Raw genomic sequence first — 20402 nt, 5'->3', positions numbered from 1 at the left:
AATCAGATCACGTCACTATCAATGCCGGGTAGTGGATGTATTTCCTTGCGTATACGAGGAAATGAGACAGTGTTGCCATTGTGGAAACGGGTTGTCGACGTGGAAACGTGGTTGTCGACGTGGAAACGGGCTGTCTCCGGGCTGGGACTTCGTCGCGGCCGAGGTCCCGGGGGCCGCGGGTGCGGCCCCCGGGGCGGCGATCAGAACTCGGGCAGCGAGTACCAGGCCTGCGGCGCCGGGTCGACGTCGTCGCGCAGCACCGTGCCCTCGATGAGGCCGTAGGGCCGGTCGGCGGCGAAGAAGACCTCGTTGTTGTTCTCCAGGTCGCAGTAGCTCAGGTCGACCAGGAAGTGGTGCTTGTTCGGCAGCGAAAGCCGGACCTCGGCGACCTCCGGGTGCGCTTCGAGCACCTGCTTGCCCATCTCGTACAGGCTCTGCTGGAGCGCGAGGCTGTGCGTGGTGGCGAACGCCTCCAGCATGGTGGCCCGGATCGACTCGAAGCTCTTGCCGAAGTCCAGGTCCGTGCTCAGGTAGCGCCAGCGCGCGGTCACCGCGGTGGCCAGGATCCGGTCGTTGGTCTCGGCCAGCGTCGTGTACTTGTCCTTGGGGTAGCCCCAGAACTCCGAGCCGGTCGACTTCAGCACGATCAGGTCCTTCAGGCCCGACACCACGTGCGCCCGGTCGCCGTCGACGGTGACCGCGGTGGTGCGCTTCTCGTCGGTGGAGCGGGCGAAGGAGTGGTCGTGGCCGGCGCCGCCGACCGGGATGCGCTCCCAGGAGTACTCGTCGATCAGGACGCGGGCCCCGGTGATGCCGTGGGCGGTGTCGACGAAGTGCCGCCCCAGCCGCAGCGCGAACTCCTCGATCTCACCGATCGGCGCCTCCTTGGCGAAGGCGTAGACGGTGTTCTTCTGCGTGTCGGTCGGCAGGCAGTTGCTGTTGTCGCCGGTGTAGTGCACGGCGTCGAGGTCGCCGCGCAGCGAGGTGCTGACGTTGAGGTCCTTGATGGTGTGGCGCGGCGTGTCCTTGTTGACCGAGACGATGCGCACCTCGGCCTTGCCGTACTGGTTCGGGCCCATGGCGATGCCCATGCGTGATCAGCTCCCTCGATACGTGGAATAGGCGAACGGGCTCAGCAGCACCGGCACGTGGTAGTGCTGCGCGGGATCGGTGATCCGGAAGGTGATCTGCACCTGCGGATAGAAGGACTCGATGCCCAGTCGGTCGAAGTAGTCCCCGGTGCCGAAGGTCAGCCGGTAGTCGCCGGCTTCCAGCTGCTCCGGTCCCAGCTCCTTGACCCGGCCGTCGGCGTCGGTCACCGCTTCGGCCAGGGAAGTCCATTCGGTGGTGCCAATGCTCGACCCCGCAAGCGAGTCTTCGGTGCCAATGCTCGACCCCGCAAGCGAGTCTTCGGCTGCTTCCAGCCGTACCGAGACGCCGGACGCGGGCCTGCCCTGCGCCGCGTCGAGCACGTGGGTGGTGACGTGACTCGTCATCCCTCGATCACCTTCGCCAATCTCAGCCGTGCGATCTTGCGGAGTTCGTCGGCGACGATCCGCAGTTCGGTCTCCGGGTCGTTGCCGAGCCGGGAGCGCAGGATCTCCAGCAGTTCCGCGCCGCTGCGACCGGTGGCGCAGACCAGGTAGACGTGCCCGAACCGGCGCTCGTACTCGGCGTTGCCCTCGCGCAGCGCTTCGCGCAGCTCGGCGTCCTCGCTCACACCCGCCTGCTCGCTGCGCGACCAGGACGAGGAGGTGTCCTCGCCCTCCGCGCGCTCGCCGATGCGGGGGTGGGCGGCCAGCGCGGAGTCGATCTCCTCGCGGGTCAGGTTCCGCGCGGCGGCGTCGGCGAGGTCGTAGACCTCGGTGGTGGTGGCGAACGGGCGGCCGTCGGCGACCTCGTCCGCCCAGCGGCGGACGTCGAGGCAGGCGAGCAGCTGGTCCAGGAGTTCCGGTCGCGGCAGGGCGTTCAGCCGCCGCGGCTCGGCCCCGTTCCCGGCCGGTGAAGGTGCTGGCATTGGATTCCCCACGAGAGAGACGCTGGCTCGCGGCGCGGTCGCTCCCGGCGGCGGACGCCGAAGTCCGAACATGCCGGTCAGGGTGTGTGGCCTGGGCCGCAAGCTTTGGTGAACGAGAAGCTACGACCGCCCGACCAGCGATGTCAACACTTTGTTGAAATTCCGGTTGCCGGAACTGTGCAATCCGCACAAGTGCGGCGTGCGGGGCTACTTACCGGTTTGCTCGCGGTTGAGGTAGTTGTAGACCGTGAAGCGGCTGACGCCGAGCGCCTTGGCCACCGCTTCCACCGACTTGCGCAGCGTGAACGCGCCGCGCTCCTCCAGCAGCCGGACCGCGCGCTGCTTCTCCGGGCGCGGCAGGTCGGGCAGGCGGGCGCCGAGCTCGGACTCGACCTGCCCGATCATCCGGTCCAGCGCGCTGGTCAGCTCCTCGCCGGGCAGCCGGACGGCGACGGCGGGCACGCCCTCCCAGTACAGGACGACGTCGCCGGGTTCCCGCTGCTCGGCGGGAACGGCGGTGGCGCCGATCTGCTCCAGCAGCGGGGTGATCGCGGTGGCGAGCGGATGCACGGCCCTAGGACTCCTCAACAGGGGCACCGTCGACGGTGACTTGCAGGGTGATTCGGTGCGCACCGGAGTCGAGCGCGGTCTCCAGCACCGCGGCCAGCGCGGGCAGCAGGACCTCGCGGTCGCCGGTGATCGAGGTTCCCAGCGGGCCGAAGTCGGGCTCCAGCCCGGCCTCCAGCAACCGGTCGCGGGCGGCGAGCGCGTGGGCGGGCGGGTCGCCCTCGCCCTCGAACGGTTCGGTGGTGAACTCAGCTCGCAAGATCATCCTTCGGCCTCCGGGTGCACGATAGGCACGGTAGCCCGCCGCGCGCCGGGTTCGGCGGCCCTGTCGGGAACTGCCCGGACCTCGCGGCGGGTCTGGAAATGGAGTTCCACCATACGGACTCCTCCGCGCTGATGCGGCGAGTCGATCGCGCCGCCCGCCGGTCCCGCCGCGACCTGCCGCTTCCCCGTTGATCGAGGTCTTCAACAAATCGTTGACCGATTGCCCGCCGCTCGCTAGTCTATCGCTGTACGAAACAAAGCTTCCGTATCGCGAAATAACTAGGGAGGTGCCCGTGGATCTCAAGTACGCCGTCAACGCCTCGATCCTCTTCACCGAGCTCGACGTCCTGGAGCGTCCCGCGGCGGCCAAGGCCGCCGGATTCGACGCGGTGGAGTACTGGTGGCCGTTCCCGGCCGCCGTGCCCTCCGACGCCGAGGTCGACCGCTTCGTCTCCGCCGTCAACGACGCGGGCGTCTCGCTGATCGGGCTGAACTTCTTCGCCGGGGACATGCCGGCCGGCGACCGCGGCGTGCTGTCCGACCCGGTCCGGGCGGGCGAGTTCGCCGACAACATCGACGTCGTCGCGGCCATCGCCGAGCGGACCGGGTGCCGGGCCTTCAACGCCCTGTACGGCAACCGCCTCGACGGGGTCGACCCCGCCAGGCAGGACGAGGTCGCGACCGAGAACCTGATCCGCGCGGCCAAGGCCATCGGCCGCATCGGCGGCACCGTGCTCATCGAGCCGGTCAGCGGCATGCCCGCGTACCCGCTGAAGACCGCGGTGGACGCGCTCGGCGTCATCGACCGCGTGCACAACGAGGGCGGCGTGGACAACCTGCGCCTGCTGTTCGATCTCTACCACCTGACGGTCAACGGCGACGACCTCGATGCGGTGCTCGACCGCCACAGCGGCGTCATCGGGCACGTCCAGATCGCCGACGCCCCTGGCCGCAACGAGCCCGGCACCGGCGAGATCGACTTCGACCACTACCTCGGCCGGGTCCGCGCCGCGGGCTACGACGGCTACGTCGCCCTGGAGTACAAGCCCAGCGGCGCCAGCGCCGACAGCTTCGGCTGGATCAAGCGCTGACCAGCAGAGTTGACGGACTCGTCCGAAGAACCTCGACAGAACTTCCAAGACCGCAATCGAGTCCCCAGAGAACAACGGAGGACGGACATGACCACGATCGGATTCGTCGGACTGGGCATCATGGGCAGCCCGATGGCCGCGAACCTGGTGAAGGCGGGCTACGACGTCGTCGGCACCAACCTCACCCAGGACAAGATCGACCTGCTGGTGCAGCAGGGCGGACGGGGCGCGGCCGACATCGCGGGAGCGGTCAAGGACGCCGACGTCGTCATCACGATGCTGCCCGACTCGCCGGACGTCGACGCGGCCGTGCTCGGCGAGGGCGGCGTGTTCGAGCACATCCGCGCGGGCGCGCTGTTCATCGACTGCAGCAGCATCCGGCCGGACACCTCGGTGAAGGTCGCCGAGGCCGGTGCCGCCAAGGGCGTGAAGGTCGTCGACGCGCCGGTCAGCGGCGGTGAGCCGAAGGCGATCGACGGCACGCTGTCGCTGATGGTCGGCGGCGAGGCCGACGCCTTCGAGGCGGCGAAGCCGATCCTGGAGGCCGTGGGCACCACGATCGTGCACGTCGGCCCGGCCGGTTCCGGGCAGACCGTGAAGATCGCCAACCAGCTCATCGTGGCGGGCAACATCGGCCTGGTGGCCGAGGCGCTGATCTTCCTGGAGGCGCACGGCGTCGACACCGAGGCGGGCCTGCGCGCCCTCGGCGGCGGCCTCGCGGGCAGCACCGTGCTCGACGCCAAGGGCGACAAGATGCGCAACCGCGAGTTCTCCCCGGGCTTCCGCATCGAGCTGCACAACAAGGACCTCGGCAACCTCGAAGCCGCCGCCCGCAACGCCGGGCTCGCGCTGCCGATCGGCGCGCTGGTCACCCAGCTGATCGCCGCGGCCAATGCCCAGGGCGACGGCAGGCTCGACCACTCCGGCCTGTTCAAGCAGATCGCGCAGCTCAGCGGTCGCGAGTGACCACGCGGCGCCGGGCCGCCTCGTCCACACACACTCGGCCCGGCGCCGCCTTCCTCGACCTGCCGACCGCGCGGAACCGGGGGAGAAGAACTTCAGAGGCAGCGAGCAGGCGGTCACAGCCGCCAAGCATCAGAGCCGCCCGCTCGCGCCACAGATCGATGCGGCCAGCACCCGGGAGCCGGGGCGTCCGCACCCGAAAGGTGTATACACCATGCCCAAAGTCCCTGTCATGCAGGCAGTCGTCGACGTCCTGGAGTCCGAAGGCGTCGACATCGCGTTCGGCTGCCCCGGCGCCGCGATCCTCCCGCTGTACGCGGCGATGGAGCACCGCGACATCAAGCACCTGATCGTCCGCCACGAAGAGGGCGCGACCCACATGGCCGACGGCTGGGCGCGCACCAACGGCAAGGTCGGGGTCGCCATCGGCACCTCCGGCCCGGCGGGCACCAACATGGTCACCGGTCTCTACACCGCCCAGGCCGACTCCATCCCGATGATCTGCATCACCGGCCAGGCCGTCTCCAGCAAGCTGCACCAGGAGGCGTTCCAGGCCGTCGACATCGTCGAGATCGCCAAGCCGGTCACCAAGTGGGCGGTGCAGGTCAAGGAGGCCGCCCAGGCGCCGTGGATCTTCCGCGAGGCGTTCCGGATCGCCAGGTCCGGGCGTCCCGGCCCGGTGCTGATCGACCTGCCGCTGGACGTGCAGAAGCAGGAGATCGAGTGGGATCCCTCGATCGACGCCCCGCTGCCGGTCCCCGCCGTCGAGCCGCACCAGCCGCGGGTGGACAGGGCGCTCGACCTGCTGCTGGAGGCCGACAAGCCGCTGATCCTCGCCGGTGGCGGCGTGATCCTCGGCGAGGCCCACGAGAAGCTGCGCGAGCTCGCCGAACTGCTCGGAGTCCCGGTGCAGACCACGCTGATGGGCAAGGGCTCGTTCCCGGAGGACCACGAGCTGTTCGCGGGCATGACCGGGATCCAGACCAGCCAGCGCTACGGCAACCAGTCGTTCATGGAGTCCGACCTGGTGCTCGCGCTCGGCGCCCGCTTCGGCGACCGGCACACCGGTGCGCTCGACGTCTACCGCGGTGACCGCAAGTTCATCCACGTCGACATCGAGCCGACGCAGCTCGGCAAGGTCTTCGGGCCGGACCTGGGCATCGTCTCCGACACCGGGCTGTTCCTCGACGCGCTGCTGGAGACCGCGCGCCGCCGCAAGGCGTCGAAGGACTTCTCGTCCTGGGTCGCCAGGGTCGTCGAGCTCAAGCGCACCCTGACCCGCCCGGACGACTACGACACCGTGCCGATCAAGGCGCCGCGGGTGTTCCGGGAGATCAACGCGCTGTTCGACCCCGACACCTACTTCGTCACCGCGATCGGGCTCTACCAGATCTGGTCCGGCCAGTTCCAGACCGCGCACAAGCCGCGGCACTACCAGGTCTGCGGCCAGGCCGGGCCGCTCGGCTGGGAGATCCCGGCCGCCATCGGCGTGAAGTCGGCCAAGCCGGAGGCCGAGGTCGCCGCGGTGGTCGGCGACTACGGCTTCCAGTTCCTGGTCGAGGAGCTCGCGGTCGCGGCGCAGTACAACGTGCCGTTCGTGATCATCATGCTGAACAACGAGTACCTGGGCCTGATCCGCCAGGCCGAGAACGACGCGTTCGGCATGAAGACCGAGGTCGACATCCACTACGACGACTTCGGCACGGACAACGTCAAGGTCATGGAGGCCTACGGCTGTTCAGGCCGCCGGGTGATCAACCCGGCCGACCTCGCCGACACCATCGAGTGGGCGCGCAAAGAGGCCGTCGCGACCAGCCGTCCGGTGCTGGTCGAGGTGATGATCGAGCGGGAGGCCAACACCCCGCGCGGCATCCGGATCGACGCCATGATCGAGCCGGAAGAGGTCCCGAACCTCTGACGGAGCTTCCGGGCTCGGGCGGAGTCCGGAGCGGGTCGCTCGTCGGGATGCGCGGTGGTGTCCCGGCGAGCGGCCCTACCCCCAAGCGGAGGGATCGGCTGGAATGAGCCGGTACCTCTTGGTGTCCCCCGCCGACCTACGTGCCGGGCGTACGAGGCGGGGGACACTCCTGTAATCGCCGATGTGGAGTGTGCTGTGCCTGGACACGTGCTGATCGCGCCGGACAAGTTCAAGGGCTCGCTGACGGCTCCGGGAGTAGCCGAGGCGGTGGCCGACGGCTTGCGGCGGGTGGACCCCGGTCTGCCGGTCCGGATGGCGCCCGTCGCCGACGGCGGGGACGGCACCGTGCAGGCGGCGCTGGCCAGCGGCTACCGGCGGGTGCCGGTGCGGGTCGGCGGGCCGGTCGGGGAACCGGTCGACGCCGAGATCGCCGTCGACGGCGACACTGCGGTGGTGGAGCTGGCCGCGGCGTCCGGGCTGGCGCTGCTGGACCCGGCCGCGCTGGCGCCGCTGACCGCGACCAGCGCCGGAACCGGCGAGCTGATCCGGGCGGCGCTCGACGAGGGCGCCCGCACCATCGTCCTGGGGGTCGGTGGATCGGCCTGCACCGACGGGGGAGCCGGGATGCTGACCGCGCTGGGCGCGCGGCTGCTGGCCGCCGACGGAACGGAGCTGGCGCCCGGCGGCGGGGCCCTGGCCGACCTGGACCTGGTGGACTTCGCAGGCCTGGACCCGCGGGTGACCGAGGCGGAGATCATCCTGGCGTCCGATGTGGACAACCCGCTGCTCGGCCCGAAGGGCGCGGCGCACGTCTACGGCCCGCAGAAGGGCGCGGACCCGGAGCAGGTGGAGCTGCTGGACGCGGCGCTCGCGAGGTGGGCGCGAGCGGTGTCCAGCGGCGATGTCGCGGACCGGCCCGGGGCAGGGGCCGCGGGCGGCGTCGGCTACGCGGCGATGGCGGTGCTGGGCGCGCGCCGCCGAGCGGGCACCGACGTCGTGCTCGACCTGGTCGGCTTCGACCGGCTGCTCCAAGGCGCCCGCCTGGTCATCACCGGCGAGGGCTCGCTCGACGAGCAGACCCTGCACGGCAAGGCACCGGCGGGCGTGGCGTCGCGGGCGGTGGCGGCGGGGGTGCCGGTGGTGGCTGTCGCGGGCCGCTGCCAGCTGTCGCCGGACCGGCTGCGCGCGGCGGGCTTCGCCGCCGCGTACGCGCTGGCCGACATCGAGCCGGACATCGAGCGCAGCATGCGCGAGGGCGCCGCGCTGCTCGGCGACTTGGGCGAGCGGGTGGCCGCGGAGTGGTTGTAGGGGGTGGGTTCGGGGTTGGGGTTTGTTGGTTTGGGGTCCGTTGCGTAGGTGGTTTCTGGGGTCCTCGCCGGCCCCAGACCCCTGGCAGGTCTCCGGGATGAGTCTTCGTTGTCCGGCTGCGGTTCGGTTGGGGTGGTTCTCATCCCGTCGACCTCCACGGAGGGCTATCAGACCGCGTCAAGGGGGCCGTTTTGCTTGGGCGCTGCGGTTTTGCTTTGTGTGCCCCCTTGACACGGTCTGATCGGGCTGGCGCCAGGTCGACGGGATGAGAACCAAACCCCGCCCTTGTGCGGGGAGACTTCAACCCCGCCCTCGTAGGTGAGACTTGCCCCGCCGTCCCGCAGCCCTTGACTCCGCTGAGAACTTGCCGATAATTCCAGATATCGGCAAGTATACTTCATATCGCGGAATAAATCGGGCCTTGACCTGACGCTCCGCTGAGTTCAACATTCTGTTGAAGCAATGGAGAGGGAGGTAACCGCGTTGGCCGCACCAGCCACCGGGTCACCGGCATTCGACGTCGTCTTCCGCGCGCGCAGGCTCATCGGGCCGCACGGCGAGGGCTCCGCAACCGTCGGGGTCCGCGACGGCCGCATCGCCGCCGTCGAGTCCTACGACACCCCGCTCGACGGGGCGGAGGTCGTCGAGCTGGCCGACGACGAGGTCCTGCTGCCCGGGCTGGTCGACAGCCACGTGCACGTCAACGATCCCGGCCGCGCCGAGTGGGAGGGCTTCGACACCGCTACTCGGGCCGCCGCCGCGGGCGGCATCACCACGATCGTCGACATGCCGCTCAACAGCCTGCCGCCGACCATCGACACCGGTGCGCTGGAGGTCAAGCGCAAGTCCGCGACCGGCCGGGTGCACGTCGACGTCGGGTTCTGGGGCGGCGCGGTGCACGGCAACCTCACCGAGCTGCGCGGTCTGCACGAGGCCGGCGTGTTCGGGTTCAAGTGCTTCCTGCTGCACTCCGGCGTGGACGAGTTCCCGCCGCTGGCCCCCGACGAGCTCGACGCCGCCCTGCGCAACCTCGCCGAGCACGACGCGCTGATGATCGTGCACGCCGAGGACTCCGACGCCATCGAGCACGCGCCCGCCCCGCACGGCGAGGCGTACTCCGACTTCCTCGCCTCCCGCCCGCGCGGCGCGGAGAACTTCGCCATCGCGCAGGTCATCGAGCTTGCCCGCCGCATCGGCGCGCGGGTGCACATCCTGCACCTGTCCTCTTCGGACGCGCTGCCGATGATCGCCTCCGCGCGGGCCGACGGGGTGCGGGTGACCGTGGAGACCTGCCCGCACTACCTGAACTTCGCCGCCGAGGAGATCCCGGACGGCGCCACCCAGTTCAAGGCGTGCCCGCCGATCCGGGAGGCGCGCAACCGGGAACTGCTCTGGAAGGGCCTGGCCGACGGGATCATCGACTGCGTGGTCAGCGACCACTCGCCCTGCACCGCCGACCTCAAGCGGTTCGACATCGGTGACTTCGGCGTCGCCTGGGGCGGGGTGTCCAGCCTCCAGCTCGGTCTCTCGGCGGTGTGGACGCAGGCGCGGGTCCGCGGCTACGCGCTCTCCGACGTGGTGCGCTGGATGGCCCGCCGCCCCGCCGAGATCGCCGGGCTGCGCCGCAAGGGCGCGATCTCGGTCGGCCACGACGCCGACCTGTGCGTCTTCGCGCCCGACGACGCCTTCGTCGTCGACGTCGCCAAGCTCGCGCACCGCAACCCGGTCTCGCCGTACCACGGCAGGCCGCTGTCCGGGGTGGTGCGCGGCACCTGGCTGCGCGGCACCCGGATCGCCGGGACCGGCGCCGACGACTCCCCGCTGGGTCAGCTGCTGACCAGGGGTGATGCCTGACCTCGCCGGTTTCCTGCGACCGGCGGTGCGGGGCCGTGCGCTCTTTCGGAGCGGCACGGCCCCTTCGCATGTACGTCCACAGTGGATCGCCCTGCGGAACCGGCGTCCCGCTGCGATCATCACGGCCTGTCGGGTTGTCGTCGTCCCGGGGAGCGCCATGGCCGTCACGCTGATCCACTGCTTCGACGTCCCCACCGGGCGGGAGGACGAGTTCCTGGAGGCGTGGCAGGCGCTGGCCGCCGAGCTCGTCGGCTGCCTGGGCTCCCGGCTCTACCGCCGCAGCGCCGAGGACGTCGGGATCTTCGCGTTCATCGGCGTCGAGGAATGGGAGAGCAAGGACGAGTGGCGCGCCGCCACCGAGCGCGAGCAGTACCGCGCGAAGCTGCCCGCGATGCGCGACTTCATCGGCTACCGCGGCCTGTACGAGCTGATCCAGGAGGAGGCCGCGGGCGCTTGAACCGGCCGCGCGGCGGCGGTTTCGGCGGGTTCGCTTGAGGTCGCTGGGCGGGTTGTCGGTGGTCGGCTGGCCTGTGCGGCGGCGGTTCAGGCGGGTCGCCGGGGATCCCCGGCTGGGTAGTCGGTGGTCGACCGGCCGCGCGGCGGCCGTTCCGGCGGGTACGTCCGAGGTAACCGGCCGGGTTGTCGGTGGTCGGCTGGTCTGCGTGGCGGCGGGTTCGGTGGTTCGTCCGAGGTCGCTGGGCGGGGCGTCGGTTGTCACCGGGCTGCGCGGCGGCGGTTCCGGTGGGTCGTCCGAGGTCACTGGCTGGGTCGTCGGTGGTCGGCTGGCCTGCGCGGATGCGGTTCTGGCGGTTCGCCCGAGGTCACCGGCCGGGGCGTCGGTGGTCCACCGGTCTGCGCGACGGCGATCCCGCCAGCTCACCGGGAATCCCCGGTCGGGTCGTCGGTGGTCGACCGGCCGCGTGACGGCGGTCCCGCCAGGTCCGCCCGAGGTCACCGACCTGCGCGACGACGATCCCACCGGCTCACCGCAACGCCCCGCCGGCTCTGTCGGGGGCCGCCCCTACGGTCGGCCGACATGAGTGGCGAAGCGCACGTGCTGGCCTACCGGCGGTCGTCGGTCCTCGACGCGCGCGGGCTCGGCCTGGAGACGGCCGGGGGTACCGCGCTGGCCGGCCCCGCGGACAATCCCCGGTTCTTCACCGGATTCCTGACCGACGCCGCGCCCGCGGCCTGCGGTCTGCAAGCGGTCGCGAGAGTGGCCAGGTCCCGCTATCCGGAGCTGACCGGCGTGGCCGCGTACCGCGATCCGGTGGTCACCTGCAACGGCGACCGGCTCCGCTTCGAGTCCTTCTCCCGCTGCGGCGGGGTGTACGCGCGGCTGGACGTGCTCTCCGGCGGGCTCGACGGCGAGGTCCACGACCGGGGGACGACCAATGTGGACATCAACGAGCCGCTGCGCCGGATGCTGGCGCGGGTCGGCGGACGCGATCCGCTGCACCTGGCGGTCGGACCCGACGACCTGACCGCGACCACCCTGGACGGGTCCGTGGTCGAGAAGAAGGTGGAACTGCCGCAGCGGTGGCTGCGCGGTTTCGCCGAGGTGCAGGTGATCACCGCCGGGTTCGAACCGCGCGCCGAGCTGGCCGCCCCGGAGGCCGCGCGGCTGCTGCGGTCGCTGTCGGCGAGCCGGGTGCACTGGGCGGTGCCCGCCGGGAAGTCGTTGCGGCTGACCGGAAGTCCGGTCCCCGGCGCGGTCTGCCTGGCCGGGCCGAACCGGCTGGAGGCGCTGGCGCCGCTGCTGCGGTTCGCCCGCGCGGTGCGGGTGTACGGGCCGGTGGTCGGGCGCGGCGCCAAGCCGTGCGCGAGCGCGTGGGAGGTCGAACTGCCCGGCATGCGCCTGGTCCTGGCGCTCTCGCCGGAGACCCGGCGCGGGTTCTCGGGCGAGGGCGCGGTGCTCGACGCGCTCGCCGGCGACGAGGTCGAGTCCGACGCGGACCTGGTCGGGGCACTGCTGGAGTTCGAGCCGAGGATCGAGGTCGACCTGCTCGCGGAGCGCGCCGGGCTCGGCCACCACCGCGTCCGCGCCGCGCTGACCCAGCTCGGCACGGCGGGCCGGGTCGGCTACGACCTCGCCGAAGCCACCTACTTCCACCGCGAGCTGCCCTACGACGCCGCGGCCGTCGACCTGATGAATCCCCGCCTGCGCAACGCGAAGTCGTTGGTAGCGCAGGGCGCGGTCCGGTTGGACGGCGACACCGCGACGGTCGTCGTCGGCGACCGCACGCACCGCGTGCACCCGGGCGGGTGCACCTGCGAGTGGTGGCGGGACCACGGCGGTAGCCGGGGCAAGTGCAAGCACGTGCTCGCGGTCGACATCGTCCGGAACAGGGGAGAGCAATGACCGACTGGCAGAAGCTGCGGGAACTGATCGAAGGAAACGACCCCGAAGCGGTCAAAGCAGCGGTGCTGGACCTGGATCCCGACCAGCGGCGCGCGCTCGCGAAGCCGTTGACGGACTACGAGCGCGAACTGCGCCGCGAGGGCAGGCGGTGGCTGAAGGGCCCCGCGCTCTCGATCGCGGGTGCGGCGGTGCTGTCCGCGGCGACGTTGGGACCGTGGCTCTCGCGGGACTCGGTCGCCAGCGTGCCGCGCAGACCCGAGGCCTACCGGTCGCCGCACGAGCGCACGCCCGAGGAGTGGCGGGAGTTCCACCGGGCGCCCTCGATCGCCGACCACGTCCTGGAGGTGCTGCGGGCGCGGGACGTGCCGTGGCTGCCCGATCTGGCCTTCCGGCTCGCCGAGCGGATGCGGCCGCGGAACCCGGTTTACTCGCAGAACGGCCACGACATGGCGTGGCTGGTCACCGAACTGGCCGGGGACGAGCTGCCGACCTCCGACGGCTACGTGTTCCACGCGGCGGTCTGGTGGTTGCGCCGGGGGACCAAGGGCATCGCGCGGGCGGTCCGCGAGGACCCGCGGATGCTCCCGCTGATCCCGCGGCTGTTCGAAGTGGACAACGCGGCACGCCAGTTCGGCGAGTCCTGGCCGGACGCGCTGGGCGAGCTGGCGGACGAGGGCGTGGTCGACCGCGCGCTGCTGCTCGACGGCTGCCTCGCGCGGCTCCAGCGCGGCGGTACCCAGAGCGCGCTCGCGGGCCTGGCGCGGCTGCACGCCCGCCTCGCGCCGAACCTCGACGAGGTCGCCCCGCGCGCGGCCGATTACGCCGCGCTGGTCCCGGATTCGCCGTCCCCGATCGCGACCGTCGCGCTGGAACAGCTGCGCGCGCTCGACGACGAAGGGCGACTCGACCCGGACATCGTGGTCGACGTCAGCCGGGCGGTGTTCGTCCGCCGCGAGAAGAAGCTGATCCGCGCGCAGCTGTCCTGGCTGGACAAGGTGGTCGAGCGCGCGCCGGACGCGGTTGCGGCGGTCGCCCCCGCGTTCGGCCACGACGCCCACGACGTGCAGGAGCGAGCGGTGAAACTCGTGCTCAAGCACGGTGTCACCGCCTCCGCGCGGGACGAGCTCTCCAGCGCCGCGACGGCGCTCGCGCCGGACCTGCGCGAGCGGCTGGCGGGTGTCCTCGGTGCCGTCGACGCCGAGCCGGAACCGCTGTTCGAGCTGTCCGCCGCTCCCCGCGCGGCGATGCCGCCGCCGCTGGCAAGCGCCGACGAGGTGGCCTCGGTCCAGGCCGGGTTGCTGCGCAACTTCTGGGAGCAGGTCGACGTCGTCGAGGTCGAACGGGTCCTGGCCGGTCTCGTCGAGTTCGCCTGGTCCGACCGGGACGCGCTGCGCGCGGCGTTCGCGAACAGCCGGATCGAACCGGGACTGCCGACCTGGGACGCCGAACGGCGCTGGCACTCGCCCTCGGAGCTCGGGGAGATCGTCGCGATCGTCGGCGGGGTGCTGGACGAGTGCCGGGGCGGCCTCGCCGACCCCGTCCCGGAACTGCCCGGCGACCGGGAATGGCGGTCGCTGCTGACCGAGCACGTCAACCGGCTGACGCTGTGGATGGAACGGCTGCACGAGATCTCCCTCGGCGTCGTCCACGCGCCGCGCCCGTTCCTGCTGGCCACCCCCACCGAGACCGGCGGCCTGATCGCCCCCGAGGTGCTGGCCGACCGGCTGGAGGAGGCCGCGCGGCAGGGCTTCTCGCCGTGGCCGTTCGACTTCACCCAGGCGTTGCTGCGGCTGCCCCGGACCGCCGATCCGGCGACCGTCGACCGCATGCGCGGCCTGGGCGACGCGGGCGCGCGGGCCGCGGAGTGGATCGACCAGGGCGGGCTGGGCGAGCTGCGGACGAAGCGCGTCGTGAGCCAGGTGCGCGTCTACAGCTACCGGCCGAACCCGACCTACCAGGACAGGACCCGCGTCGAGGTGGAGTACCCGGACTCGCCGGTGCGGCTCGGCAACATCGCGATCGACCACGAGTACTGGCGCGGTTGCTGGCCGAGCGTCCTGCCCGCCCACCGCGACGTGATCGCTGCGGAGCTGGTGCCCGCGCTCGAAGGGGACGGCAAGCGGATGGGACCGCTGCTGCCGCTGCTGGCCGAGGGGTACGGCCCGATCGGCGACGGGATGAACACGGCCCTCGCCCTCGGTCTCGGCATGGCCGAAGCGGACGACCGCGCCCACGCGGTCGACGCGCTGATCACGCTCGCCGGGCGCGGTGAGTTCGACGGGCCCGGGCTGGGAGAGGCGGTCGGCCACCTGGTGTCCCGGGACGAGCTGGTGCTGTCCCGCGTGGTCGCCGCGCTGGGCGACGCCGCCCGCTCCGGTGTTCCGGTGTGGTCGGCGGTGTCCGCCGCGCTGTCGGCCTTGCTGCCGCACGACGGCGAACGCCCGCGCTCCGGGCTGGCCGACCTGATCGCCCTCGGCGTCGACACCTGCGAGGTCGGCGAACCGGTCCCGGGTCTCGCCGAGGTCGCCGGGCGGAAGGGGTCGAGCCGGTTCGTCAAGGAGGCCCGGCGGCTGCACGCCCGCCTCGCGGGGTAGCCGACGCCCGTTACTAGCGCTGACCAGCGCTGACGTACGCTGGGTAATCGTGCTCGTCATCGCGCTGGACACTTCGACGCCCGCCGTCACCGCCGGCCTGGTCGCGGTGGCCGACGGCCACGCCCGCCCGCTCGCCGAGCGCGTCACGGTCAACCCCCGTGCGCACGGCGAACTGCTGATGCCGCACCTGACCGACGTCATGGCCGAGGCGGGCCGCGAGCTGTCCGAGGTCGACGCCGTCGTGGTCGGCGCCGGTCCGGGCCCGTTCACCGGCCTGCGCGTCGGCATGGTCACCGCCGCCTCGCTCGGCCACGCGCTCGACGTCCCGGTGCACCCGGTCTGCGGCCTCGACGCCATCGCCGCGCAGGCCGCGACCGGCGCTCCGCTGCTGGTCGCCACCGACGCCCGGCGCAAGGAGGTCTACTGGGCCGCCTACGCCGCTGACGGCTCCCGCACGACCGGGCCGCGGGTGCAGCGCCCGGCCGAGGTCCCGACCGACGGCATCGCCGCGGCGGCCGGGGAGATGGCCGGGCTGTTCGGCCTGGAGGTCGTCGGCATCGCCCACCCGAGCCCGGTCGGCCTCGTCACCGCCGCCGACCTCGGCGCGCCGCCGCAGCCGCTGGTGCCGCTGTACCTGCGGCGCCCGGACGCCCAGGCACCCGGGCCGCGGAAGCAGGTGGCGCGATGAGCGGGACGGTGCAGGCGGTGCGGGTCGCGAAGCTGCGGCGCGGCGATCTGCGCCGCTGCGCGGAACTGGAGCAGATCCTGTTCTCCGGCGACGACCCGTGGTCGAAGGCCGCCTTCGCCGCCGAGCTCGACCGCGGCCACTACTACGTCGGCGCCTACGACGCGGACGAGAACCTGCTCGGCTACGCCGGGCTCGCGGTCGTCGGCCGCCCGCCGGAGGCCGAGGCGGAGGTGCACACCATCGGCGTCGACCCGGCGCACCAGCGCCGGGGCATCGGCCGCGCGCTGCTGCTGGCGCTGCTCGGCCGCGCCGACCAGTTCCGGGCGACCACGTTCCTGGAGGTGCGCACCGACAACGACGCCGCCATCGCGCTGTACCGGGAGCACGGCTTCGAGATCGTCGGGCTGCGCAAGCGCTACTACCAGCCGTCCGGGGCGGACGCGCACACCATGCGCAGGCCACCCCGGTCCACTGTGGAGGAATGAGGATGACCGACCGGATCGTGCTCGGCATCGAGAGCTCCTGCGACGAGACCGGCGCGGGGCTGGTCCGGCTGCGCGGGGACGGCACCGTCGAGCTGCTGGCCGACGCGGTCGCCTCCAGCGTCGACCAGCACGCCCGCTTCGGCGGCGTGGTGCCCGAGATCGCCAGCCGCGCGCACCTGGAGGCGATGGCCCCGACCGTGCGGCGCGCCTTCGCCGACGCCGGGCTGGCGCTGTCGGACGTGGACGCGGTCGCGGTCACCGCCGGGCCCGGCCTGGCCGGGGCGCTGATGGTCGGGGTCGCCGCGGCCAAGGCGTACGCGTCCGCGCTCGGCGTGCCGCTCTACGGCGTGAACCACCTCGGCGGGCACGTCGCGGTGGACACCCTGGAGCACGGGCCGCTGCCGCAGCGCTGCCTGGCGATGCTGGTCTCCGGCGGGCACACCCAGCTGCTGCTGGTCGAGGGCATCGCTGACAAGATCACCCAGATCGGCTCGACGATCGACGACGCCGCGGGCGAGGCGTACGACAAGGTCGCCCGGGTGCTCGACCTGCCCTACCCGGGCGGTCCGCCGATCGACAAGCAGGCCAAGCAGGGCGATCCGCACGCGATCAGCTTCCCGCGCGGGCTCACCGGGCCCCGCGACGCGAAGTTCGACTTCTCGTTCTCCGGGCTGAAGACCGCGGTCGCCCGGTGGGTCGAGCAGGAGCAGCGCGCGGGCCGGGAGATCCCGGTGGCCGACGTGTGCGCGTCGTTCCAGGAGGCGGTCGCCGACGTGCTCACGGCCAAGGCCGTGCGCGCCGCGCGCGAGTACGACGTCGACACCCTGGTGATCTCCGGCGGGGTCGCGGCGAACTCCCGGCTCTCGGCCCTGGCCGCCGAGCGCTGCGCGGAGGCGGGCATCGCGCTGCGGGTGCCGCGCCCGCGCCTGTGCACCGACAACGGCGCGATGATCGCCGCCCTCGGCGCGCACGTGCTGGCGTCCGGGGCGGCGCCCTCGCCGCTGGACCTGGCCGCGAACCCGGGCCTGCCGGTGGACACCATCGTCGTCCACTGAGCGTCGGTTCCGGGTGATCCCGGAGGCGATCTCGTCGGCGAACCCTGATCCGCGCGCGCTCGACCGGCAATAGCTTCGGCGGCGAAGTCGTTGCCACCGAAGGGAATCGAGCACATGCGCCGAATCGGATCCGCCGTCGCGGCCGTCGCCCTGACCGGACTGCTGGCCGCCCCGGCCCACGCCGTCGTCGGCGGCGACCCGGCCGACACCGCCGACCACCCGTGGATGGTCGCGCTCGGCAGCGGGGAACTCCACCCGGACCGGCCGTCGGGGCAGTTCTGCGGCGCAACGCTGGTCGCCCCGACCAAGGTCGTCACCGCCGCGCACTGCGTGGACGACAAGCGACCGGACCAGATCACCGCCATCGGCGGTCGCCCGGACATCCGCACGCAGGACGGGACCGAGCGCCGCGTCACCAGGATCTGGAACGCCCCGTCGGAGCCGCCGCCACCACCGCCGCCGGGCGAACTCCCGACGCTGCGCGGCGGGGACATCGCCGTGCTGACGCTCGACGCGCCGATGCCCTACCCGACGCTGCCGATCGCCACCGAGGCCGACGCCGACGTCTACCGCCCGGGAACTCCCGGCCGGATCCTGGGGTGGGGGATATACCAGGAGGAAGGGCTGCTCGGCCCGTCGCCGGTGCTCCAGCAGGCGCAGATCCCGATGCTGGAGTTCCGGGCGTGCGACGAGGCGTCGAGGAACCACCCCGCGTTGCCGACGAAACTGGATCCCAGGCACTACGTCTGCGGCGGGTACGAACAGGGCGGGGTGGCCGCGTGCGGTGGTGACAGCGGGGGCCCGCTCGTCATCGACGGCAGGCTTGCCGGGGTGTTCGGCCCGATCCTGTCGCGGGGCGGCACGGTCTGCGAGGACGCCTACAGCGGCTACAACCGGGTGGCCACCTACGCGGGCGAAATCCTGGCGGAGGTCAACACCTGATCCCGGCCACAGGGCCCGGACCTCGCCCGCTGCTCCGGAACCCCACCGGCTCAGCGCGAAAGCCAGAACGCCTTGACGGTCGCCGGCACCTCGCGCCGCGCTCCGCGTGCGGAAACCCGTCGGAGGCCGTCGGCCGCCGCGTCGTGCCCGACGCCGCAGGCGTCGATGCCGTAGCGGCGGAACAGCGCGATGGACCGCCGGAGGTGGAACGCGGTGGTCACGACCGTGACCGAGCGCAGGCCGAAGCACCCGGCGGCGGCCCGCGCCGAACTCCAGGTGTCCACACCGGACTCGTCGAGCAGCACGTCCTCCGGCGCGACGCCGTGCGCCACGAGGTAGTCGCGCATGACCACCGGCTCGCTGTACCCGCGCGAGTGCGGGCTGCCGCTGACGATGACCCGGCGGGCCCGCTCCGCGCGCAGCAGTTCGAGCGCGATGTCGAGGCGGCCCTGCAGGATCCGGCTGGGCTTGCCGTCGGAGCGGACCCCGGCGCCGAGCACCAGCGCCACCTCGTTCACCGGCACGTCCCGGACCGTCCTGATCCGGCCCGCGCTGCGCCATCTCGCCCACAGCTCGGGCAGCGCCACGACCAGCACACCCAGCCCGACGATCAACCACAGCCCCTGCACGCGATCAAGTGTGCCGTGCGGGCCGGACCGGGACCTCAGCGCACCCGCATCGGCTCCTCGGAGCCCCGCCGGGCCCGCGGGACCATCGGCTCCACCAGCGCCTCCACCAGGTCGACCGCCTCGGAGGCCCGGTCGACCACGTGGCACAGGTCGGTGCGGCGGACGAAACCGCGCTCGGCCATGCCCTCCACCAGCGCGAGGAACGGATCCCAGTCGCCGGCCACGTCGATCAGCACCAGCGGACCGACGTCCAGCCCCAGCGCGGCCATCGACAGCACCTCGACCACCTCGTCGACCGTGCCGTACCCGCCGGGCAGGGCGATGAACGCGTCCGCGCCGTCGATCATCCGCCGCTTGCGGTCGAGCAGGTCCCGGGTGAGCACCAGCTCCTGGCTCGGCAGCTCGTCGCTCATCTCCCTCGACCGCAGGAACTCCGGGATCACGCCGAGGATCCGACCGCCTTCGGCGGCGACACCGCGGGCGACCGCACCCATCACGCCGATCCCGCCCGCGCCGTAGACCAGGCGGTGACCGCGGACGCCGAGCATCCGCCCGAGCTCGTGGCCGATGTCGAGGTAGTCCGGGGAGTTCCCCTTCGACGCGCCGCAGAAGACCCCGACCGACAGCTTCGCCATTTCTCTCCTCACCAGATCACCGGGAGCCGCTCCGGCACCCGCTTGATGAACCAGCTCCGCCAGACCAGCGTTTCCGAGGGAACGGCCAGCCGGACTCCCGGCAGCCGCTCCAGCAGCGCGGACAGCGCGACCTCGGCGTGCGCGCGGGCGAGCCCCGACGCGGGGCAGAAGTGCCGTCCGTGGCCGAAGGCGAGGTGCGGGTTCGGCTCGCGGCCCAGGTCGATCCGCTCCGGGTCCGGGAACACCGACGGGTCGTGGTTGGCGCCCTCCACAAGCAGCAGCACGAGGTCGCCCTGGCTGATCAGGACGTCGCCGAGCCGCACGTCCTCGGTGGCGATCCGGGGCAGGCCGTCGCCGATGGACAGCGTCCAGCGCAGCAGTTCCTCCACCGCCTGCCCCATCCGGGACGGGCGCTCGCGCAGTTCCCCGACCAGCTCCGGGCGTTGCAGCAGCAGGAGGATCGCGTGCAGCAGGAACGCCGTGGTGCTGACCGCGCCACCCGCGAACAGCCCCGCCACCATCGTCGCCAGCTGCTCCTCGGTCAGCCCGTGGGTGGTGCGGAGCTCGGAGAACCGGCCGAGAAGTCCGGTGGTCCGGCCCGACCGCAGCAGGCCGAGGACGTACTCGTGGTCCTTGTTCCAGGCGGCCAGGGCACCTTCGTACGGCACCGGGCTGGTCACGAATCCCATGTCCACGCTCGAAGCCCACTGCCGCCAGTCCTCGCCGGGCAGGCCGAGCAGGTCGCAGAGCAGCAGCATCGAGTACGGCTCGGCGTACCGGTGGTGCAGATCCACCGGCGGCCCTTCCCGGAGGATGTCGTCGAGCAGCTCGTCGGCCGGATGGCTTTCATTACCGCGGTCCGCAGCCCGGCGTTGTCGACGTTGCCCATGTTGCTGACGACCTCCGGCGGGATCGTCAGCGCGTACTGGCGGGGCACCCCGGGCGCCGAGGTCTGGCCCTGGCTGAACCGTTCGTCTCCCATCACCTGCTTGCACAGCTCGTAGCTGGAAACGAGCCAGGCGGGATCACC

Annotated in this window: 21 protein-coding genes; 13 read left to right on the top strand and 8 right to left on the bottom strand. The window is 72.1% G+C overall.

Annotation, left to right across the window (positions count from 1 at the left end; genetic code table 11):
- Window positions 1-200 precede the first annotated feature (200 nt).
- The 5 genes from pucL to ABD691_RS24930 all read right to left on the bottom strand — a co-directional run bounded on the left by pucL (window position 201) and on the right by ABD691_RS24930 (window position 2849).
- Window positions 201-1091 carry a factor-independent urate hydroxylase gene (gene pucL / locus ABD691_RS24950; RefSeq protein WP_344683665.1) on the bottom strand — a complete coding sequence of 297 codons (891 nt, stop codon included), beginning with the start codon at window positions 1089-1091 and terminating at the stop codon, window positions 201-203.
- 6 nt (window positions 1092-1097) lie between these two features.
- Window positions 1098-1496 (bottom strand): hydroxyisourate hydrolase, encoded by a 399-nt coding sequence (uraH, locus tag ABD691_RS24945; RefSeq protein ID WP_344683664.1) that lies wholly within the window; start codon window positions 1494-1496, stop codon window positions 1098-1100.
- Entirely contained in the window at window positions 1493-2017 is a 525-nt protein-coding gene (gene uraD / locus ABD691_RS24940) for a 2-oxo-4-hydroxy-4-carboxy-5-ureidoimidazoline decarboxylase (protein WP_344683662.1), read from the bottom strand. The genes uraH and uraD overlap by 4 nt, the downstream gene beginning before the upstream one ends.
- Window positions 2018-2224: 207 nt before the next feature.
- The gene (locus tag ABD691_RS24935; RefSeq protein WP_344683661.1) at window positions 2225-2587 is read right to left on the bottom strand and encodes a helix-turn-helix domain-containing protein; all 363 of its coding nucleotides are present in this window, start codon (window positions 2585-2587) and stop codon (window positions 2225-2227) included.
- A 4-nt stretch (window positions 2588-2591) separates the two neighbouring features.
- Window positions 2592-2849, bottom strand: coding sequence for a thiamine-binding protein (locus tag ABD691_RS24930; protein ID WP_344683659.1), 258 nt, complete (start codon window positions 2847-2849; stop codon window positions 2592-2594).
- 292 nt (window positions 2850-3141) lie between these two features.
- Here ABD691_RS24930 and ABD691_RS24925 point away from each other — a divergent pair, with 292 nt between their 5' ends.
- The 12 genes from ABD691_RS24925 (at window position 3142) to ABD691_RS24870 (ending at window position 18108) form a co-directional block, all read left to right on the top strand.
- Window positions 3142-3939: a hydroxypyruvate isomerase family protein gene (locus ABD691_RS24925; protein ID WP_344683657.1), complete on the top strand. Its 798-nt coding sequence runs from the start codon at window positions 3142-3144 to the stop codon at window positions 3937-3939.
- 9 nt (window positions 3940-3948) lie between these two features.
- The gene (locus ABD691_RS24920) at window positions 3949-4905 is read left to right on the top strand and encodes a 2-hydroxy-3-oxopropionate reductase (RefSeq protein WP_344683655.1); all 957 of its coding nucleotides are present in this window, start codon (window positions 3949-3951) and stop codon (window positions 4903-4905) included.
- Window positions 4906-5116: 211 nt separating this feature from the next.
- On the top strand, window positions 5117-6820 hold the full coding sequence (gcl, locus tag ABD691_RS24915; RefSeq protein ID WP_344683653.1) for a glyoxylate carboligase: 1704 nt from the start codon (window positions 5117-5119) through the stop codon (window positions 6818-6820).
- A gap of 195 nt (window positions 6821-7015) precedes the next feature.
- Window positions 7016-8128, top strand: coding sequence for a glycerate kinase (locus tag ABD691_RS24910; protein ID WP_344683651.1), 1113 nt, complete (start codon window positions 7016-7018; stop codon window positions 8126-8128).
- A 483-nt stretch (window positions 8129-8611) separates the two neighbouring features.
- Window positions 8612-9982 carry an allantoinase AllB gene (allB, locus tag ABD691_RS24905; protein ID WP_344683649.1) on the top strand — a complete coding sequence of 457 codons (1371 nt, stop codon included), beginning with the start codon at window positions 8612-8614 and terminating at the stop codon, window positions 9980-9982.
- Window positions 9983-10139: 157 nt separating this feature from the next.
- Window positions 10140-10439 (top strand): antibiotic biosynthesis monooxygenase family protein, encoded by a 300-nt coding sequence (locus tag ABD691_RS24900; protein WP_344683647.1) that lies wholly within the window; start codon window positions 10140-10142, stop codon window positions 10437-10439.
- Window positions 10440-11018: 579 nt separating this feature from the next.
- Window positions 11019-12344, top strand: coding sequence for an SWIM zinc finger family protein (locus ABD691_RS24895; protein ID WP_344683645.1), 1326 nt, complete (start codon window positions 11019-11021; stop codon window positions 12342-12344).
- Window positions 12341-14938, top strand: a complete 2598-nt coding sequence (locus ABD691_RS24890; protein WP_344683643.1) for a DUF6493 family protein — start codon at window positions 12341-12343, stop codon at window positions 14936-14938. Before ABD691_RS24895 ends, ABD691_RS24890 begins: the two co-directional genes overlap by 4 nt.
- Before the next feature lie 49 nt (window positions 14939-14987).
- Complete coding sequence (gene tsaB, locus ABD691_RS24885) at window positions 14988-15626, top strand: tRNA (adenosine(37)-N6)-threonylcarbamoyltransferase complex dimerization subunit type 1 TsaB (protein WP_344683641.1); 639 nt, start codon at window positions 14988-14990, stop codon at window positions 15624-15626.
- 17 nt (window positions 15627-15643) lie between these two features.
- Complete coding sequence (rimI, locus tag ABD691_RS24880) at window positions 15644-16111, top strand: ribosomal protein S18-alanine N-acetyltransferase (protein ID WP_344683957.1); 468 nt, start codon at window positions 15644-15646, stop codon at window positions 16109-16111.
- A 2-nt stretch (window positions 16112-16113) separates the two neighbouring features.
- Window positions 16114-17166: a tRNA (adenosine(37)-N6)-threonylcarbamoyltransferase complex transferase subunit TsaD gene (tsaD, locus tag ABD691_RS24875; protein ID WP_344683638.1), complete on the top strand. Its 1053-nt coding sequence runs from the start codon at window positions 16114-16116 to the stop codon at window positions 17164-17166.
- A gap of 114 nt (window positions 17167-17280) precedes the next feature.
- Window positions 17281-18108, top strand: a complete 828-nt coding sequence (locus tag ABD691_RS24870; protein WP_344683636.1) for a S1 family peptidase — start codon at window positions 17281-17283, stop codon at window positions 18106-18108.
- 50 nt (window positions 18109-18158) lie between these two features.
- Here the strand turns inward: ABD691_RS24870 and ABD691_RS24865 are convergent, their stop codons facing one another.
- The 3 genes from ABD691_RS24865 to ABD691_RS24855 are packed head-to-tail and all read right to left on the bottom strand — an operon-like array spanning window position 18159 to window position 20166.
- Window positions 18159-18737 carry a SanA/YdcF family protein gene (locus ABD691_RS24865; protein WP_344683634.1) on the bottom strand — a complete coding sequence of 193 codons (579 nt, stop codon included), beginning with the start codon at window positions 18735-18737 and terminating at the stop codon, window positions 18159-18161.
- 35 nt (window positions 18738-18772) lie between these two features.
- Entirely contained in the window at window positions 18773-19372 is a 600-nt protein-coding gene (locus ABD691_RS24860) for an LOG family protein (protein ID WP_344683632.1), read from the bottom strand.
- 8 nt (window positions 19373-19380) lie between these two features.
- Window positions 19381-20166 (bottom strand): cytochrome P450, encoded by a 786-nt coding sequence (locus ABD691_RS24855; protein WP_344683630.1) that lies wholly within the window; start codon window positions 20164-20166, stop codon window positions 19381-19383.
- Between ABD691_RS24855 and ABD691_RS24850 the strand changes: the two genes are divergently transcribed.
- Window positions 20155-20376, top strand: coding sequence for a hypothetical protein (locus ABD691_RS24850; protein ID WP_344683628.1), 222 nt, complete (start codon window positions 20155-20157; stop codon window positions 20374-20376). The genes ABD691_RS24855 and ABD691_RS24850 overlap by 12 nt on opposite strands.
- The last annotated feature ends 26 nt before the right edge of the window (window positions 20377-20402 follow it).

It is taken from the genome of Saccharopolyspora taberi, from assembly GCF_039534165.1.
In the GTDB taxonomy this organism is placed as follows: Bacteria; Actinomycetota; Actinomycetes; order Mycobacteriales; family Pseudonocardiaceae; genus Saccharopolyspora_D; species Saccharopolyspora_D taberi.
Note: the sequence above shows the minus strand (reverse complement) of the source record. Positions and strands in the feature narration are given on the sequence as shown.

Excerpts from the sequence above, each read along its gene's own strand:
- pucL (WP_344683665.1), bottom strand. The coding sequence starts at position 1,091 with ATGGGCATCGCCATGGGCCCGAACCAGTACGGCAAGGCCGAGGTGCGC.
- uraH (WP_344683664.1), bottom strand. The coding sequence starts at position 1,496 with ATGACGAGTCACGTCACCACCCACGTGCTCGACGCGGCGCAGGGCAGG.
- uraD (WP_344683662.1), bottom strand. The coding sequence starts at position 2,017 with ATGCCAGCACCTTCACCGGCCGGGAACGGGGCCGAGCCGCGGCGGCTG.
- ABD691_RS24930 (WP_344683659.1), bottom strand. The coding sequence starts at position 2,849 with ATGATCTTGCGAGCTGAGTTCACCACCGAACCGTTCGAGGGCGAGGGC.
- gcl (WP_344683653.1), top strand. The coding sequence starts at position 5,117 with ATGCCCAAAGTCCCTGTCATGCAGGCAGTCGTCGACGTCCTGGAGTCC.
- ABD691_RS24900 (WP_344683647.1), top strand. The coding sequence starts at position 10,140 with ATGGCCGTCACGCTGATCCACTGCTTCGACGTCCCCACCGGGCGGGAG.
- ABD691_RS24895 (WP_344683645.1), top strand. The coding sequence starts at position 11,019 with ATGAGTGGCGAAGCGCACGTGCTGGCCTACCGGCGGTCGTCGGTCCTC.
- ABD691_RS24890 (WP_344683643.1), top strand. The coding sequence starts at position 12,341 with ATGACCGACTGGCAGAAGCTGCGGGAACTGATCGAAGGAAACGACCCC.
- tsaD (WP_344683638.1), top strand. The coding sequence starts at position 16,114 with ATGACCGACCGGATCGTGCTCGGCATCGAGAGCTCCTGCGACGAGACC.
- ABD691_RS24870 (WP_344683636.1), top strand. The coding sequence starts at position 17,281 with ATGCGCCGAATCGGATCCGCCGTCGCGGCCGTCGCCCTGACCGGACTG.
- ABD691_RS24860 (WP_344683632.1), bottom strand. The coding sequence starts at position 19,372 with ATGGCGAAGCTGTCGGTCGGGGTCTTCTGCGGCGCGTCGAAGGGGAAC.